The 17,925-nt window shown below is 55.3% G+C and carries 11 protein-coding genes, 1 tRNA gene and 1 pseudogene; 4 read left to right on the top strand and 9 right to left on the bottom strand.

What is annotated here, in order from left to right:
* Positions 1 to 129 precede the first annotated feature (129 nt).
* From G7G_RS0113020 to G7G_RS23710, 3 genes are all read right to left on the bottom strand, one after another.
* A complete protein-coding gene (locus G7G_RS0113020) occupies positions 130 to 1,950 on the bottom strand; it encodes an ABC transporter transmembrane domain-containing protein (RefSeq protein WP_010441871.1) in 1,821 nt (606 codons plus the stop codon).
* A gap of 282 nt (positions 1,951 to 2,232) precedes the next feature.
* Positions 2,233 to 2,306, bottom strand: a tRNA-Gly gene (locus G7G_RS0113015).
* 350 nt (positions 2,307 to 2,656) lie between these two features.
* Positions 2,657 to 5,746: a hypothetical protein gene (locus G7G_RS23710; RefSeq protein ID WP_010441869.1), complete on the bottom strand. Its 3,090-nt coding sequence runs from the start codon at positions 5,744 to 5,746 to the stop codon at positions 2,657 to 2,659.
* Positions 5,747 to 6,135: 389 nt separating this feature from the next.
* Between G7G_RS23710 and G7G_RS23020 the strand changes: the two are divergent.
* Positions 6,136 to 6,708 (top strand): annotated as a pseudogene (locus G7G_RS23020) (IS6 family transposase); the annotation flags it as partial.
* A gap of 95 nt (positions 6,709 to 6,803) precedes the next feature.
* Here G7G_RS23020 and G7G_RS0113000 read toward each other — a convergent pair.
* Entirely contained in the window at positions 6,804 to 8,513 is a 1,710-nt protein-coding gene (locus G7G_RS0113000; RefSeq protein ID WP_010441867.1) for an adenylate/guanylate cyclase domain-containing protein, read from the bottom strand.
* Positions 8,514 to 8,769: 256 nt separating this feature from the next.
* On the opposite strand from G7G_RS0113000, the gene G7G_RS0112995 reads away from it, so the two are divergent.
* From G7G_RS0112995 to G7G_RS24970, 3 genes are all read left to right on the top strand, one after another.
* Positions 8,770 to 9,132 (top strand): hypothetical protein, encoded by a 363-nt coding sequence (locus G7G_RS0112995; RefSeq protein WP_010441866.1) that lies wholly within the window; start codon positions 8,770 to 8,772, stop codon positions 9,130 to 9,132.
* 243 nt (positions 9,133 to 9,375) lie between these two features.
* Positions 9,376 to 9,861, top strand: a complete 486-nt coding sequence (locus G7G_RS23015; protein ID WP_139056606.1) for an adenylate/guanylate cyclase domain-containing protein — start codon at positions 9,376 to 9,378, stop codon at positions 9,859 to 9,861.
* Entirely contained in the window at positions 9,794 to 10,075 is a 282-nt protein-coding gene (locus tag G7G_RS24970; RefSeq protein WP_010441865.1) for an HAD family hydrolase, read from the top strand. Before G7G_RS23015 ends, G7G_RS24970 begins: the two co-directional genes overlap by 68 nt.
* A gap of 373 nt (positions 10,076 to 10,448) precedes the next feature.
* Here G7G_RS24970 and G7G_RS0112985 read toward each other — a convergent pair whose 3' ends face one another.
* The 5 genes from G7G_RS0112985 to G7G_RS0112965 form a co-directional block, all read right to left on the bottom strand.
* Positions 10,449 to 14,033, bottom strand: a complete 3,585-nt coding sequence (locus G7G_RS0112985) for a hydantoinase B/oxoprolinase family protein (RefSeq protein ID WP_010441864.1) — start codon at positions 14,031 to 14,033, stop codon at positions 10,449 to 10,451.
* Positions 14,034 to 14,104: 71 nt separating this feature from the next.
* Positions 14,105 to 15,388, bottom strand: coding sequence for a TRAP transporter large permease (locus tag G7G_RS0112980; protein ID WP_010441863.1), 1,284 nt, complete (start codon positions 15,386 to 15,388; stop codon positions 14,105 to 14,107).
* Positions 15,389 to 15,392: 4 nt separating this feature from the next.
* Positions 15,393 to 15,956 (bottom strand): TRAP transporter small permease subunit, encoded by a 564-nt coding sequence (locus tag G7G_RS0112975; protein WP_029621989.1) that lies wholly within the window; start codon positions 15,954 to 15,956, stop codon positions 15,393 to 15,395.
* Between the two features lie 64 nt (positions 15,957 to 16,020).
* Positions 16,021 to 17,058, bottom strand: a complete 1,038-nt coding sequence (locus G7G_RS0112970) for a TRAP transporter substrate-binding protein (RefSeq protein WP_010441861.1) — start codon at positions 17,056 to 17,058, stop codon at positions 16,021 to 16,023.
* Positions 17,059 to 17,078: 20 nt separating this feature from the next.
* On the bottom strand, positions 17,079 to 17,894 hold the full coding sequence (locus G7G_RS0112965) for a putative hydro-lyase (RefSeq protein WP_010441860.1): 816 nt from the start codon (positions 17,892 to 17,894) through the stop codon (positions 17,079 to 17,081).
* Positions 17,895 to 17,925: the final 31 nt, after the last annotated feature.

Raw genomic sequence — 17,925 nt, 5'->3', positions numbered from 1 at the left:
TCACGCGCGGGTTTTCGTTGCCTCCAAGATGGAAGTAAAACTCAACTCGCGCAAGCAAGGGCTTAGCGATCAGCTGTGAGAAAATGTAGAATGACGCAACGGCGATTCCGGATGTGCCGGTGCGTCACTTTATTCTGCGGCCACCCCGTCAGTGAACTGCAGACGCGCCAATCGGGCATACAAACCGTCCTGCGACACCAGATCGTCATGCGTTCCCTGTGCCACAATGCGCCCGGCCTCGAGCACGATAATCCGGTCCGCCTTCTTCACGGTCGCCAGACGGTGCGCCACGATCAGCGTGGTACGCCCGGCCCGCATATTATCGACAGCCCCCTGCACCGCGCGCTCGCTTTCTGCGTCGAGTGCCGAGGTGGCCTCATCCAGCAGCAGGACTGGCGCGTCGCGCAGAATGGCGCGGGCGATGGCGATGCGCTGTCTCTGCCCACCCGAGAGCATCACACCGCGTTCACCCACAAAGCTGTCGTAGCCCTCAGGTAGCGCCGAGATGAATTCATGCGCGACAGCGGCGCGCGCCGCTGCCTCAACCTCGGCATCCGAAGCATCCAGGCGGCCAAAACGAATGTTTTCACGCGCCGAGGCGGCAAATATAACTGGGTCCTGTGGAACCAACGCGATATGCTGGCGAAAGTCGTTGCGGTCTAGTTCGCGCAGATCAAGCCCGTCGAGGCTTACCTGCCCGGAATCCGGATCATAGAACCGCTGGATCATCTGGATCACGGTTGTCTTGCCTGCGCCGGAAGGTCCGACGAAGGCCACGGTTTCACCGGGGTCGATCTGCAGTGAAAACTGATCCAGCGCTACCACGTCCGGGCGTGCGGGATAGTGGAAAGTCACGTCGTCAAAGCGAATCTCGCCCCGCACCGGAGCTGGCGGCGTCTTGGCTTGCGCAGGGTCGTTAACCGTATCCTCTGCGTTTAGAAGTTCGACCAGCCGCTCAGTTGCTCCGGCTGCGCGCTGCAGTTCGCTCCAGATTTCCGAAAGGGCGGCGACCGAGCCTGCCATGATGATCGAGTAGATCACGAATTGGATCAGAACACCTTCGGTCATCGCTCCATTGCGCACGTCATTCGCACCCATCCACAGCACGCCGACGATACCAGAAAACACCAGGAAAATTACGATCACAGTAAGGACCGCACGGGTCTGAATACGGCGCAGAGAAACTTCGTACGAAATTTCTGTCATTTCGCCAAATTGCGCACGGCTGGCTTGTTCATGGGTGAAGGCCTGTACAGTTTGCACCGCCCCAAGCGCCTCACCTGCATTGCCAGAAGACGCCGCGATCCAGTCCTGATTTTCCCGGCTGATGGTTCGCAATCTGCGGCCCAGAACCAGTATAGGCACGATCACCGCGGGGATTAGCAGCAGGACCATCCCTGTCAATTTGGCCGATGTCAGCAACATCAAAATAAGCCCGCCGACAAACATCAGCATGTTGCGCAACGCGATCGATACCGATGATCCGAGAACCGATTGGATCAGCGTCGTATCGGTCGTGATCCGGCTGAGCACCTCTCCAGTCATGATCCGTTCATAGAACTCGGGGCTCATACCAATCACGCGATCGAAGACAGCCCTCCGGATGTCAGCGACAACACGCTCGCCCAGCCGCGTCACCAACGCATAGCGAATACCCGTCCCGACCGCGAGAATGCCTGCAATACCAAGAGCCGCCAAAAAGTACCAATCCAGCAGCTCGCCATCTTCGATGCGAAAATTGTCAACGACCCGGCGTACTGCCAGCGGCAGCGTCAGCGTCATACTCGCCGTCAAAATCAACGCAAGTGTCGCGCCAATCATCAGTAATCGGTAAGGCTTCATGAAGGGCCACAACGATGCCAGAACACCTATTTTTCTGGATCCCGCGCGCTCTTCCTGAGTGCCCGGAGCCGGTTTGTTCGCTGGACTGGCGGAGCGTGAATTTGCCATGTCTGGCCCTTACGTTGTGGTCATTCGCCCCAAAACGGGCGTCAATCACTGCTTCTTGGCGGCAGCGACGGTTATGGTCAAGCTGAAGGCAGAGATTTGCAGCCCGATAAGGGCCATTTGACGCAACTGGCATGGGGAAAGAACTGGAGCGGGCGGCGTGAATCGAACCCGCGTCATTAGCTTGGAAGACAAACGCTTTAATTCAAATTATTTTGTTTTTTATTAAATATTTAAGGAGAAATCTCTTCTGATTTTGTAGGTCATGTGTCGGAAGGGATTTCTTGGAGCGGGCGGCGGGAATCGAACCCGCGTCATTAGCTTGGAAGGCTAAGGTCTTACCACTACACAACGCCCGCTCAAGTACAGCACCTCCTATTTCATGTGAATATGGAGGTCAAGTGGAACCACCCGAGAGTAAGAAAACAATTCAACCTTCCGGTAGTTTTGTTTGCTATTAAAACATCGATGATCCAATTCGACATCAGGAAAGAATGCATCTCTAGTCATGGCACAACAGGTCCAAACCGGCTGTTGACCACCACACTCGGTCGCTGCACTGCGGCCCGTCGAACCTACCGTTCGCTATGGGTGCGAAAGATACCCCCGCGGACGAGACTTATTCCTTGAATGCAATGGAGTTGTGCTACCAAAAATTCGTGGCCGCGCAGCCCGGGCCAATACAGGCCCGGGCTACCCGCGGCGCTCCCTAGCTGGCCAGGCCGCAGGAAGAGGAGTCGCTGTTGTTGGTGGTGTCAATCTCCACCACGCCATCGACCGGATTGGCATTGACGGTAATCTTGAAGGGGATCTGCTCGCCACCTTTGACGTCGTCAGGGAAGACGAGCGACAGGGTGGTCTCATCCCCGTTTGGCCCCAACGCCGGCGTTGGCAAGTCTACCACCACGCCGCTCTGGAAGAAATCGACCCGTGTGGTCGATGGTCCCGCGGCCCCTGCACCAATGTTACGCACGATGATCCTCAACTTGCGTGGTTCCTCACAATACCAAGCCGGGAAGGGTGGCGGACCGGGCGGGAAGGGCTGTACCGGGATCAAATCCGGCTTCTCTTCGGTATCCGGAGGCGGAGGTGGAGGAGGTGGTGGTGGCGTCTTTTTGATCAGCCGAGGCACGACCGGTTCGACATCGATTGTTTCCACTTCGCCTTCACCATGGGCTGCGGTGTAGACCGCGACAACGTCCAGCGGTGTTTCGCTGTCGATAAAGACGAACCCCTTCAGGAAACAGCACTCGGCCACACGCAGATGTCGCGCCACGTCTTCACAATCGATCTCCATCGATTCCCAAGGTCCGAGTTTGTTTTTTGTCCTGGCTGAGACATTGCCCGGTTTCTCGTTTGGCAAGGCAGAGGATACCCGTTTGCGGAAACGCACCGGTTCTCCGCTGCCGTTGCCGATGTTAATTGCTGTGTGATAGCGGCCAGTGGATAAAATGCGGCCTTTGGAACAGCCGCAGACGAACTTGACAGCGTAACGATAGGTCATCTTCGGTTCTTCCTCCTCGCAGCAAGGGGTGTCATCTTCGGCGCGGTTTACCTCCAATCGGCGGAGGGCGACGTTGTTGTCACCAAGCGCCAGCCGGTCGACAGGTAGACTGCCTGCAATCGTCTCGACATTGCTGCGATCGTCCGGCGTATCCGCGCTGGCAAGGACGTATTCCTCGCATATGTCCTCGGGGCACCACGGGATGGGGCCGACGATCACTTCGTCGCCACAATGCACGGACTGGCCGATGGGCTCTCCTACAATAAGCGGTTCCCAGTCGTCCGGCCATGTGGCACCCTTACCTTCGGTCGCGCGGGCCATTGATAACGTCACTGATTGGGCTGGGTAGTTGCCGCGATTGCCGATCCGGACATACAGATAGTTCTCGACGCAGCGGCGCGGCGTTTCATGGTCGGTGCCCCCGTCGGGACGATGCCGGTTCCATATGCCGGGGGCGACATTGCCTGACTGTTGCCAAGGGTATTCACCCTGCCGTCCGTCATCAATGAAGACGTCCACATCGGGCGGTGCTCCGTTGTAGAGGGCTTGCTTCTCAAAGCCCCAGCGCACCACTTTGTGTGCCCAGCCTCCGGCTGCACCGTCGAATAGAGCAGTGTTCTGGTCAGATTCCTGCAAGGCCCGGGAAAAACCTTCGACTGTGTTGGGCACGATCCCGGCCAAAAGCGGTACCGCCTGCAGGATCAGATAGATCGTGTAGCGGCTGGCATGTAGCCTGTCGTCCAGATCGGTAGAGTCACCGCCCAAAGATCGATAGATCCGGCCCAGCGTTGTGGCGTTGATCTCGGTTGACAGATATCCGCCCACGTCCATCGTACCACCCCAGCCCCAGCCCGAGGCAACCGACCGATCCCAACGCCGGGTGATCAGATTGCTGAAGGGGAAGGTGCGGAAACGATCCGGCGCGATGCCCTGCGGATCGTAGAGAATTGCCGCCAGCGCGTCACCAAAGCCATGACAAAAGCCGAAATTGGGCCAATTGAGATGATCCCACAGCACCGCGTGCCCGAACTCATGCGCCGAAACGCGCGAGTCTGTAGCCATGCCGACCGTGGACCCATTGGCCGCCAGTGCATAGCGAAATCGTAGAACACCGTCGCCTATGGCATTGCCGGGGGCCTGGGCGTTCACCGGCCCTGCAGCGGGATTGAACCAACGGTGATCCACATCCACCGGAAAGGTTACCCCGTCGAAATAGCTGAGCAGATCGAAGCCCAAAGACTGGACGAAGCGATACAGGAAATCGTGGTTGTAATACGCGCAGACTGCCGCGAAATCGTCGCTGTCGGCGGGATAGTCAAAGACCGATGCGGCACCGGCATTTTCAGTCGGTGGGGCGATGTTCGGCGTGTCGAGGTCGCGTACTGCCACTAGTTCGCCGCTCAGCTCCACCGGTGCGCCTCCGCCCGGTAATATTAACCGTTCCAGTGCCACCAGCTCGCGTTGTGCGTCCAAAAGCGCGACCGGCGCCGTCGGATCAAGCTCGGAATCTCCTGAAAGTGAGATCGGGTCGTCAGTAAAGACATAGCCCGAGACGCAGCCCACCAAGGGCCGGATATAGAGCACCGCGTTGGTTTCCCAGTCGACTAGTGCCCGCCAGTTCAGCTCTCCGTAGTCGGGAATTTTGCAGCCAAAATGCACAAGGCTCGCGAAACGCCATTCGCCGTCCTTAAGGCCCTTTGGTACACGGCCGATATCCGGCAGCGGGGTCAACTTGGCACCTTCGATCTCGCCCGGTTCTTTGTGCGGCAGACGATGTTTCGCGTCGTAGCGATAAACAAAGTCCTGGATGTCATTGACTTTGAATTTTGTGAATTTGGCCCCTTTCACCGCTTCGCGCAGAACCGTGCCAGCTTGTTTGTCTCGGCTGGCCGGCGGTGTGGGAGGATTGCCGAGTTCGATATCGGAAGCGACGCTTGAGGACGAACCGGTGACCACATTGTCTGGACCAGCCATTCGCAGCGTCAGGCCGCGTTCCCAGACCGGAATTCCGTGAAGGGTCTGGCGAAATGTGAAGATCAGAAAGGACTGTACCGCCTTGGATTCTTCCAGCCGCAGCTTGCTGCCCTCCTCGCGATCATACTTGCCCGAAACACTCTCACCGAGCCGATCAAGAAAATCAGGCGTTATCCGGTAGAAGCCCGCCACTTCGGCGACATAGGCCTGGGCCACATCCAGCGCACTGGTTCCTTTTGTACGCCCCTCAAGTGGGTCGCCATGATGCTGAAGTCCAATGATTGCGCCGTCTGGCGCGCGTTCAAATACTGTTTCCGGCATGTCTGCCTCCGTTCAAAAGCATCCTGAAACGCTGGCCCAGAGGCCCCGGATCGCCCGGCCGAACGGCTAAAAAACTTATTGCAAAAATAATAACGAAACGCGATGGCCGGAGAAACCTAGCGGCGATCTTGCCAACAAGGCGACAGTAACATTTACTGCCGATTCCCGCAAAGTCAGCCGTCTGCGTCAGTAGGCGCGGCCACTCTTGAGTTGCAATCTCCTACCGCTCGTGCATCTCGGTCAACGCATGTCGGATGTGTCGCAAACTCTGGGGTCTAGTTGACGAGCCTGTGTGATCTGACGATTGTTTCCGCCGAATAGATTTCGAACAGGTTAATTGAGCATGATCTCATTGAAGTGCTGTCACTTCCCAAGGATACTGTTTTGTACGCGGTGTGCGAGTTGACCATGCCACATTGAATAGGTGGGTTGTGAAATACTCGCCGATCGTCGCAGCTCGTGCGCAATCAAAGAAACGCCCAACGTTGAGCTCCTGGCGTATGGAGGAGACCTATATTCCTGTTCGCGGCAAATGGATCTACCTCTATCGGGCCGTCGACAAGGCAGGAAATACCCATGATTTCATGCTGTCTGAGCGCTGGAACCGTCCAGCGGCAGCCAGGTTCTTTGCCAAAGCTCTGTCGTCAAATGGAATCCCGAGCAAGATCGTCATCGACAAAAGCGGAGCCAACGCAGTGGGCATTCGAGAGGTGAACAAAATCCTTAATCGGTTTGGTTGCACCGCCAAAATTCATACAGTCAGGTCCAAGTATTTAAACAACCTGATCGAGCAGGATCATCAGTTTATCAAGCGTCGCATCCGGCACATGTGCGGGTTCAAATCGTTCAGAACCGCCTCGGCCACACTGGACGGCATCGAAGTCGCCAACATGATCCGAAAGCAGCAATTCCCCAACACTACGACATCTGGTTTTCTGCAATTTGCAGAGATCGCAGGATAGGTGTGTCAGGTAAGTCGCTAACTCTGACTGTCTCAAAAGTTTGCGACACATCCAACGAAGCCTCCGGATTGGATCACTTTTTTGGTTTTGCTATCTCAGATTGGAAGGCCTGCATTTAACCATCCTTCCCGCCATTGCTCCGAGCATTCGGGAACGCTGAATATGGGCAGTCTCGTTTGCTCTTTGATGTCAAGATCCGGACGAAGTTCCTTCAGTTCAGCTACCGCAGCCCTTGCTGACTCGAGGTCTCCGTTTTGAGCCAAGGATGCGATGAGCATGAGATGCGTAATCACGAATTTCGCCCTGATGGCCAACGCATTTCGGTTGGCTTGTACGGCTTCGGCATAGCGGCCAAGTTGGAAAAATGAGGAGGCTTGCCCGACATAGGCTGCGTGCCGCATCGGATCTTTTGGACTGAGATTGATCGAGTGTGTAGCGTGTTCTAGGGCTTCTTCGGGTCTGTCGAGAAAATTCAGATTGATGCCAGCGAGCATATGAACGATCGCAGCGTTTGGATTTTCAGAGAGTGCTTGTTTGAAAACTGCGCGCGCGCGCGGCAGGTCTTGTGCAAGCATCGAGATCGAGTGTGCGGCGTAAGCCAACGCAATTCCATCCGCGCGATCACTTAACAATACACGTTCCGCTGCGGCGACGGCGGCCTTTGGCCCTTCGTCAATTGGTTTCAGCCCCTGCACCATCCTTTGGATATGCAACCACGCAAGCAATCCAGCTGCCGACGGGTAATCGGGATCGCGCTCCAACGCCAGACGCGTAAGGCGAATGGCCTCACGGTTGTCTTCGTCCGTCAGCAGATGAAAGTGTGATTGAGCCTGAAGATAAAGTTCATAGGCATCCAAATTTTCCGTCGGTTTCGCCCGAGCGCGGACCGTCTCGGCATGGCGAACGGACGGTTCGATCGCCGTGACAACTTCCTGTGTGACTTGATCTTGCAGGTCAAAAACATCGTCCAGCGTTCCATCGAAACGATCAGCCCAAAGATGACTGCCATTCTCTGCATCAATTAACTGTCCTGTAATGCGAAGGCGCTGGCCTGCTCGCCTTACCGACCCCTCAAGCACATATCTCACGCCGAGCGCCTGCCCGACTTCGCGAATGTCGGTACTCTTTCCTTTAAACGTGAAAGATGAGTTTCGCGCCACGACCATCAACCAACGAAATCGAGACAACTCTGTTATGATGTCCTCGGTAATTCCGTCGGCGAAAAACTCTTGCTCCGGGTCGCCCGACATATTGTCAAACGGCAGCACAGCAATACCGGGTTTCTCAGATTTGACAGATGCACTTGTCGTCGCCGAACCGACAGGCCACTGCCAGACACCAACGGGGCGAGTAATGTTTTTCAACTCAGTCTGCTGGCCACCAGAGAACGACGCGGCGGCATTCCTGTCTAAGCTGTTATGTGCTGTGTCTGAAAGCAGTATCTGCCCCGGTTCTGCTAATGCCTCCAGGCGGGCAGCTATGTTGATACCGTCACCGAATATGTCCTCGCCTTCCGAAACGACTTCGCCGGTATGTATACCGATGCGGATTTGGATCTCCTTTGGTCGGTCAGCGAGCTGAACAGCAATCGCGAATTCTGTCGCGGCTGATGCGGAGCGAAACTCGACAATCCAGCCGTCACCCATGCTTTTGATCAGTTGTCCTTCATGAACTGCCAAAGCGGGTATCAGATGATCTTCACGGAAAATCTTCAGTGCTTTGAGCGTTCCGTCCCTGTCCTGATCCATCAACGCCGAGTATCCGGCGACATCAGCCGCCAGCACTGCAGCAAGCCTCTTTTCCATGTTTCTCCCCCCGCTTGTTGGAAGCTAGCTAGAAGAAAGAGCACTGTCAGCCAGATATTTTGGCAAAGAGGTCCTATTGGGAAAGCGCAACCGCTTTTGGCTCGCTCCTACCTTAGGTGCATTGCAGCATCCATATGCCAAGCTGATCCTTCGCAAAACCCCCACCAATAAACCGAATGACATGAACAACTAGCTGTAACACAATATGGTTGAGGAGAGTACTACGTGAGATGTATTTGACAGCATTTCAGACTGGTTGCAGAAGCTGGCCTTTTTCGATGGGGATATCGGTGGTTTAGTCCAGCATTTAAGCCATCGGTTGGTCGATGGTGGAGTTCCGGTCGCGCGTGTTTCACTTGGTCGTTTGATAATGCACCCCGTTATTGGGCTGCTTGATGCGACTTGGGATGCTTCAAGCGATCGATTGGATTGGACTGTTATGCCATGGAGTTCGGTTACGGATGATCTTTTTGACAAAGCTCCATTTGGTGAAAACACCAAAGTAACAGAAAAACTCGCTAAGAAGTTCATGAATACCGAGATTTGGGACTTGGTCGACAGCATGGATGGCGAATTTGAAATGATGCCGTCAATTCGCGCTGATCTCACTAATCCGTAGGTCTGGGAAAACTACCCAATATACCAAAAGCTTGCCGCATCGGGCATCACTGACTACCTCGTTTTTTCTGCTCCGTTCGGAACACGCATAATAAGTTTCGACAGCGGGTCAGAGTGGCTACTTGGTGTCTCGGTATTCTTTGCCACAAAGAAACGGTCGGGTTTTTCCGACCGTGAGGTTAATGGTCTTAGGCGTCTTTCCACACCTTTGTTTGGGACCGCGCGTATTTTCTCTGAACTGTACTTGGCGGCTGAATTGATGGAAGCATATTTGGGCAGGATTTCAGGTCGCTCTGTCTTAAGTGGACAAATATCGCGTGGCGATGTTCGAGAGATCGACTGTGCGCTTCTATACAGTGACATGCAGGGCTCGACTGCCCTTACTCAAAGTCTGTCTCCGAAAAAATACGTCGCGGCAGTTAACCGTTATTTTGACTGTGTTGCCGGCGCGGTTCACGACCACGGGGGAGAAGTTCTAAAATTTGTTGGCGACGGCTTGCTTGCGATATTCCCGTTTGACGGACGTAGAAGGTTACCAGAGGACGTGTGTGAAGCAGCATTGTCGGCCACAAGAGAAGCATTCCAAAGGCGGGAGGAAATCTTGACTGAGGACAGAATGGACTTCGGTATTGGTCTGCACATGGGGGCTGCCGTTTACGGCAATGTTGGCACTGAAAGAAGGCTGGATTTCATTGGCGGTCGCAACGAATGCGGAACGAAGTGTCGCTGAGCAGTCACTTGCAGCCGTAGGGACGAGGGATCTTTTCGACCATTTGATCAGTATCTCTGTCGGCGTTCGGCCAAAACCTTCGCCAGAGTTATTCAAACTAGCGGCAAAACGTTTGGCGGTACCTCAAAACGACGTTTTGGTTATCGAGGATTCACCGCAAGGTGTTCAGGCAGCAATAGACGCGGGCATGAGCGTCCTACAGCTTATCGATTGAAGCACGGGCATTTAATTGCCGCCGTTGGTGTCAGGTATAGTCTATCTTCCACCAGTCCTTCGAAACGCAGCATTTTGCAGAATGGGTTCGATGCTGACCTCGGTGCCGGTGCAGCAAAGCCCCCTGCCCCGCAAATAACTGACACGGGGTGGCCCAGAGCGGCCTTTCAAACACCAATTCGACGCTTCAAAACCGAATCCCCAAAGCGGTCGTTCATAACACTAGCAATAGCCGATTGGCAGCGGACCAGCGTCACTGGACGAAGCTGGTCTCAGCTGTTTTTCCTGTCAAAAAAAGCGTTTTCGCCACATCCCGAGCAAGTCAAGAGCACCCTTTTGCCACAACAATCCCTATTTCATCAAGTATCTCCAAATCATACCATTTTGTCTGGTTGGCCGAACCCACCTCCGCCTGGTGTCTCCATTACGAAAACATCTCCCGGAAGCAGTACTGACTGGTCGTTACCGCTAAGCTCTTGAACCAACCCGTTGCCGCGGACAATAGCGTTCTGTCCCGTCGCGCCCGGGGCGCCGCCAGAGGCACCGTGTGGATGGATATCCCGGTGGGACGAAAGGACGGTCACGGTTGTTTCTTCTAAGAACCGCAACCGCCTGCGGATACCATCGCCACCTTGGAACTCACCGGTCCCGCCCGAACCAGAGCGGATCGAAAACTCCTCCAACCGCACCGGGAACCGGCTTTCCAGTACCTCCGGGTCCGTCATACGGGTGTTTGTCATGTGGCTGTGTACTGCACTGGTACCGTCAAAGCCCTTGCCAGCTCCGGTCCCTCCGCAGATGGTTTCGTAATTTTGAAAGGTTGCATTGCCGTAGACAAAGTTGTTCATCGTGCCCTGGCTGCCTGCAACAACCCCAAGTGCACCATAAAGGGTGTCCGCAATGGCTTGCGAGACTTCAGTATTGCCGGAAATGACAGCCGCGGGCGCGTTGGGATTGATCATCGTTCCCGTCGGAACAATCAGATTCAGAGGTTTCATACAGCCTTCGTTCATCGGAATGTCGCTGCCGACCAACGTTCGGAACACGTACAAGACAACGGCACGGCAAATCGCCAGTGGCGCATTGTAGTTGAGCGGTGATTGGCCGGAAGTGCCCGAAAAATCGATGGTGGCGGTTCGGGATGCCTTGTCTACCGAAATTGCAACTTCGATTTTTGCCCCTCCGTCCAATGGGTAGGAAAAGCTGCAATCTCGCAGGACGTCGAGAACCCGTCGCACACTCTCCTCAGCGTTGTCCTGAACGTGCCCCATATAGGCGTGGACTGTTGGCAGACCAAACTGTGCCGATATCTTGCGCAGCTCGACCGCTCCGGTCTCGTTCGCGGCAATCTGCGCCGCAAGATCCGCCATGTTCTGATCGACATTGCGACACGGGTAACGCCCCGACGCCAACAGTTCGCGCGCCGCGTCGTCACGCAATTCACCCCGATCGACCAACAAGAAGTTGTCGATCAACACGCCTTCCTCTTCTATGTGGCGACTGTCGGGCGGAGCCGACCCAGGGGTTTTGCCTCCGATATCAGCGTGATGACCGCGCGAGGCGACGGTGAACACAATTTTCTCACCTGCTTCGTCAAAAACTGGGGTGATGACAGTAACGTCGGGAAGGTGAGTGCCGCCATTATAGGGGTTGTTCATCATGAACACGTCACCTGGACGGATCTTGCCCCTGTTTTGGCGCAGGATCGTTCGAACGCTTTCCGACATCGAGCCCAAGTGCACAGGTACATGCGGCGCGTTGGCGACCAGATCACCGTTTTGGTCAAATATCGCACAGGAAAAGTCGTATCGCTCTTTGATATTCACAGAATACGCCGTATTCGCGAGCGTTGCCCCCATCTGTTCGGCGATAGACATGAACAGGTTGTTAAATACTTCCAGCATGACCGGATCGACATTTGTGCCGACCGCCTCAACCCGCTGCAGCGGAGTTTCACGCGTCAAGATCAGGTTGCCACCGCTCAGACAGGTGGCGGTCCAGCCGTCTTCAACGACATTTGTTCCGGTGGGTTCGGTCAAGATCGCAGGGCCTTTCACCGAATGGCCAACACCAAGCTGCGTCCGATCGATAAGGGGAACCTGTTGGTGTTGCCCACTGCTATAAAGCGTCACCGGGGTCTGAGTGGCCCCGGCCGCGATTTTGTCGGGCAAGGTGACCTGCTCACCCGTCTTTCCGATTGCCTCTGTCACCAGCATCTCGATGATCAGATCGCTGGTATCCGGCGCGAATCCAAAGCGCTGCTTATGCGCCACGACAAATGCGTCGCGCATCGTACCCGGGTCGGACAACGGCACCGACAGGCTTTGCTGAGCGTCCGCGGGGCGGATATGGGCAGTTGCTGAGATCGAAATATCAACCTCTGCCACACCCTGCGCTGCAACCTCAGCCGTAGCGGACTGTGCCAGAGTATCACAGATATTCTGTGCCTCTGTATCCAGAATAGAGGACTGGAACTGGTGTTCCCGGATCGCTGTGATGTCCGCCAAACCCATACCAAAAGCTGACAAAACGCCTGCATAAGGGTGAATAAAAATCCGTTCCATCCCCAGCGCGTCGGCGACCAGACAGGCGTGCTGTCCCCCGGCGCCGCCAAAGCAATTCATAGTGTATTTGGTAACGTCGTAACCGCGTTGCACACTGATTTTCTTGATCGCGTTAGCCATGTTCTCAACAGCGATCCGCAAAAAGCCCTGTGCAAGTTCCTCAATTGATTTATCCGTGCCCATTTCGGCCGCCAGAGATTCAAATTTTCTGCGCACAATTTCTTTGTCCAACGGTTCGTTGCCTTCATGGCCGAAAACCGAAGGGAAATGCTCGGGCTGCAGTTTACCAAGCAAGACATTGCAGTCGGTGACGGTCAGCGGGCCGCCGCACCTATAGGCAGCAGGTCCGGGGTTGGCGCCAGCACTTTCCGGCCCGACCTGCATCCTGCCATCGCGAAAGGACAGGATTGATCCGCCACCTGCAGCGACCGTATGGATCGACATCATCGGCGCACGCATCCGGACGCCAGCAACCTCGGTTTCAAAGGATCGTTCATATTCACCGGCATAGTGACACACGTCCGTAGACGTACCACCCATGTCGAAACCAATCAGTTTGTCAAAGCCATGATCTGCAGCGGTGCGTACCATCCCGACAACACCGCCCGCCGGCCCGGACAAGATTGCATCACGGCCCTGGAAGAGATCAGCGTCAGTCAAGCCGCCGTTAGACTGCATGAACATCAATTGATTACACCCGCCTTCATCCGCGCCCAGAGCTTTCGCTACCTGCTCTACATATCGGCGAAGAATGGGTGACAAATAGGCATCAACCACTGCGGTATCTCCGCGGCCGACCAGTTTGATCAGCGGGCTCACCACGTGGCTAAGCGAGATTTGTGGAAACCCAACGGCACGCGCCAGCTCGCCAATCAGTTTTTCATGATTGGGATGCTGAAAGCTGTGCATAAGCGCGACAGCGACGGAACGATATCCTTCCGAATAGGCCTTTTCCAAAGCGGTTTTCGTTTTGTCGATATCCAGCTGCGTTACGACCTCGCCAGCCGCCGCGATGCGTTCTTCGACTTCGACTACGTCTTCGTACAAAAGCTCGGGCAGTTGGATGTTCAGGTCGAACAGGCGAGGACGGTTCTGATATCCGATCCGCAAAAGATCGCGCAGCCCCTTCGTTATGAACAGTATGGTTCGGTCGCCTTTCCGTTCAAGCAGCGCGTTGGTCGCGACCGTGGTTCCCATCTTTACCGCACGAATTGACCCTTTTGGGATGTCCTGATCACTTTCCAAACCCAGTAATTCACGGACCCCTTGTACGGCGGCGTCAGCATAGCGCTCAGGATTCTCGGACAGCAACTTATGTGTCTGCAAACTCCCATCCGGCTTGCGTGCAACGATGTCGGTGAACGTGCCACCTCGATCAACCCAAAACTGCCACATGGACATAACTCCTCTGTTTGCCGGACAAACCGGCATTGAATTTCATGAAAGTGGAAAGGTGTCTTGGCGGTTTAGTACACCAGAGAAGGCAACCAGGTTGCGAGCTTAGGAAAGACCAAAAGAAGCCCGAGCATGACGAACATGGTGACAACAAATGGCAATGCGCCGCGGATCACATCCATCATGGGCCCTGCTTTTCTGATCCCCTGCACCACATACAGATTGATCCCAATGGGCGGCGTGATCAGAGCGGTTTCCAGAAGTACCATCAACAAGATGCCAAACCAAACCGGATCAAAGCCAAGCGCCACAACGATCGGTGTAACCAGCGGTGCCATGGTCAACAGCATGGAAAGCGTCTCCATGAAGCAGCCGATCAGGATCAGCACCGCGACGATCATCAACATGGTTTGCATGGGGCTCCAGCCCAGCCCTGTGACGAAATCGGTCAGAGCTTGGGTCAGGCCGATGATTGAAAGGACAAAGTTCAGGAACACCGCAGCTATGATGATCAGCATGATCATGGCCGTCGTACGCATCGTGCCTTCAATTGCGTGACGCATGGTTTCCATCGACATCTTGCCGTTGAACGCCGCAAGCGCCATCGAGGCAACAACCCCCAAAGCTGCGGCTTCGGTCGGAGTTGCCAGTCCCGCATAAATGGAGCCGACGACTACCATGAAGATGCCAAGTGGCGGAATCAGTGCGGGAAGTGCAGCAAGCCGCTCTGCCCAGCTGTGGCGTAATTGGTCCCCGCCCCATTCCGGCCTGATCATGCATGCCACAACGACGGTCGCCATGAACAGCAGTGCCAGCAGAAATCCGGGCAGGAAGCCCGCCAGATACAGTTCCGGCACGGACGTATTGGTCAACAAACCATACAGGATCAGGTTGATCGAAGGCGGGATGAGAATGCCGAGCGTTCCCCCGGCAGCCACCGTACCAAGAAACAGCCGTTCGTTGTAACCCCGCTTTTTGATCTGCGGCACAGCCACCGTTCCGATGGTTGCTGCCGTGGCTACGGATGACCCAGACGTTGCCGCAAACAGGGCCGAGGATCCGATGTTGGAATGCATCAACCCACCTGGCAACCAACCAAGCCATTTCACGATACCGTCGTACATCCGTTCGGTGATACCAGCACGCAATAGGATTTCTCCCATCATTACGAACATCGGGATTGCCACCAGCAGAAAGTCCGTGCTGGTCTGCCATGCCATATCCGATATTGCGCGGTGCAGCGGCATCGGGCTATCGGTCCATTGCAGGATCAGGCCCAGCCAACCCAACGAGGCGGCAATAGGAACGGCCAGACCGATGAGAGCAAGAAGGATCAGGAGTGTCTTGATCAGCATTGGTCTATACCGTCTCGTCTTCTATTTGTTCGTCCAGGGATTTCACGCCGATCAGGTCCTGCACTGCGGCCAGATCGCCTCGGAAATACTGTCGGATCGCGGTCAGAGCGATCAGAACGCCCGAGCCTACAAAGAACATCCAACCCAAGAGCCACGGTATCTGGGGAATGGCCAGCGGAACGCGCATCGGCGTAATTGATCGGGAACCGTTAGCCAGCGTATCCGCCACCATTCCACACACCATCACAACGATGACCAACGCAAACCCCGTCAAAAGCACGAGGCCAAACAGGTTGATAAACGGGTGCAGCGCTTTGGGAATTGCTCCAAGCAGAGCGTCAACCCGGATATGCGCGCGTTCAAACAGCACAAAAGACAGCGCCAAAGCGGTTGCCACACCGAAGGCATAGCCCGAGATTTCGTCCGCCCCGCCCAGAGAGATGTTGAAAACTTTGCGCAGAAAGACTTCGAGAGTGATGAGGAAGGCCGAAAACACGATCAGTGTACCGCCCAGCCACGTCATCCAGAGGCTGAGCCTCTGCGCGCCGCCTAAGAGCTTGTCTAACATTTTGATAACCTGATGTTTTGTGGTGAGGCGGCGGGAGTCCGGCCGCCCCACTGAATTGGCCGGATTACTTGGCTTCGGCTTTCAGGCCAAGGATCGGGCCAACGGTTTCATTCCAATTTGCGGCACAATCGGCGCCGCAGCGTTCCGCCCAACGGGCCAGCACGACATCGGTCGCGATCTTGTCCCGTGCGGACAGATCGTCTGCCGAGGGTTCGACGAGCGTCATGGATCCGGCTTCTCCGATCTCGCATTTGCCGCCAGTGATGCATGAAATCGCAATGTCATCTTCGGTTGCAGTCTCGGCCCACATGGAGTCCGTCAGCACTGCGAGTTCGGTTTCCAAGAGTGCCTGTTGCTCGGGCGACAGGCTGTTCCATTTGTCCAGGTTCATGGCTCCGAATGCGAGACCCCAACCGACACGCAAGGTATAAGCGTGGGTGGCGACCTGGTTCCACTTGGCTGTATAGGCTGACATCGTCCCCGTAATCGCACAGTCGACGACACCTTTCTCCAGTGCCGGGATAACCTCGGAAAAGGCGACTGTCACGGATGTGCCCCCGACGCCCTCGACAAAATCACCCAAGGTCGTCGAATAGACACGGATTTTCTTGCCTTCCAGATCGGCAATCCCGTTCACTTCGGCGTTGCACCACAAGGTTTGGCTTGGGAACGGGTACAGCATCAACAGCTTGGCATTGTAGATTTCATCGAACGCCGCGGACAGCGTGTCGAAATAGGCATCGGCCACCTTTCGTTGAGTGTCGATATCCTGTGTCAGGGTAGACAAATCTGCACCTTCGAAGATCGCATTTTCAGCAGCGACGTAGCCAGGCAACCCGAATGCAAAGTCAAAGACGCCGTTCTTGACCATGCGCATGATCTCGAAGCCTTTTAGCCCCAAACCGGATTGCGATTGGATCTTTCCGACTATTTCTCCACCTGATGCCTCGTTGAGCCTCTGGTTAAAGAAAGGCTCTTCGTGTTTCTGGTAATTCGTGAGGCTGGACCAAGTTCCAACTGCATTCAGAACCACGGGACTGTCGGCGATTGCAGCGGTTGCTGAAACAGCGAGCGCGCCGAGTGTTGTTGCGAGTTTCTTCATCTGGTTTCTCTCCTGTTGCATCATCTTGATTGGTAGATTGGTGTTTCGGCGTCATCAGCGATGTCGGTGATCAGCATGTGACCCGGCTTGTGTGTGATCGCGATTGAAGGTTTGGCATTCTTGATCGCAGCCTGAGGTGTGACGCCACAAGCCCAGAACATTGGCGTGGTTCCGTCGGGGACCGGAGCCGGATCGCCCCAATCCGGGCTACTTACATCGGCAATCCCAATGATCGCCGGATCACCCCAATGCACCGGACCGCCGTGCGCCAAAGGAAACTTGCGCGAGATTTCGACAACCTCGTCGACCCTTGCATTAGGGATCGCCCGCATACTGACGACCATAGGCCCCTCGAACGGACCAGATTTAACCGTCTGGATGCTGGTCGCGAACATTGGCACAGTGCGGTCGTTTTCGATGTGCCAGAGCGGTACTTTGGCCTGTTGCAATGCATGTTCGAAGGTAAACGAGCACCCCAATGCGAAAGCCACAAAATCATCACGCCACAGGTTTCTGAGATCATGAACCGTGTCGGTGTGGATGCCATCGCGATAAATGTAGTAGGCCGGAGTATCGGTGCGGATATCGATATCACCGCCCAAGGTATCCATGTTGGGATTACCTGTGTCGGAAACACCAACAATCGGACAGGGTTTTGGATTTCGCTGGCAGTAGCGCATGAAATCCAACGCGTAAGGTTCGGGCAATATCGCCAGGTTGGCCTGCAGGGTATTTCCGCCCAAACCGGCAGTGTGCCCGCGATAGGCCTGTGACCTGATCTGCGCGCGCACAGACTCTGTTGTCGCAGATTTTAGTGGCTCAAACAGATCGTTCATCACGACGCCTCCCTCATTTGGAATACGTTCG

It is taken from the genome of Ruegeria conchae (assembly GCF_000192475.1).
In the GTDB taxonomy this organism is placed as follows: domain Bacteria; phylum Pseudomonadota; class Alphaproteobacteria; order Rhodobacterales; family Rhodobacteraceae; genus Ruegeria; species Ruegeria conchae.
Note: the sequence above shows the minus strand (reverse complement) of the source record. Positions and strands in the feature narration are given on the sequence as shown.

Excerpts from the sequence above, each read along its gene's own strand:
- G7G_RS0112970 (WP_010441861.1), bottom strand. The coding sequence starts at position 17,058 with ATGAAGAAACTCGCAACAACACTCGGCGCGCTCGCTGTTTCAGCAACC.
- G7G_RS0112985 (WP_010441864.1), bottom strand. The coding sequence starts at position 14,033 with ATGTGGCAGTTTTGGGTTGATCGAGGTGGCACGTTCACCGACATCGTT.
- G7G_RS0113000 (WP_010441867.1), bottom strand. The coding sequence starts at position 8,513 with ATGGAAAAGAGGCTTGCTGCAGTGCTGGCGGCTGATGTCGCCGGATAC.
- G7G_RS0113020 (WP_010441871.1), bottom strand. The coding sequence starts at position 1,950 with ATGGCAAATTCACGCTCCGCCAGTCCAGCGAACAAACCGGCTCCGGGC.
- G7G_RS0112965 (WP_010441860.1), bottom strand. The coding sequence starts at position 17,894 with ATGAACGATCTGTTTGAGCCACTAAAATCTGCGACAACAGAGTCTGTG.
- G7G_RS23710 (WP_010441869.1), bottom strand. The coding sequence starts at position 5,746 with ATGCCGGAAACAGTATTTGAACGCGCGCCAGACGGCGCAATCATTGGA.
- G7G_RS0112980 (WP_010441863.1), bottom strand. The coding sequence starts at position 15,388 with ATGCTGATCAAGACACTCCTGATCCTTCTTGCTCTCATCGGTCTGGCC.
- G7G_RS0112975 (WP_029621989.1), bottom strand. The coding sequence starts at position 15,956 with ATGTTAGACAAGCTCTTAGGCGGCGCGCAGAGGCTCAGCCTCTGGATG.
- G7G_RS24970 (WP_010441865.1), top strand. The coding sequence starts at position 9,794 with ATGTTGGCACTGAAAGAAGGCTGGATTTCATTGGCGGTCGCAACGAAT.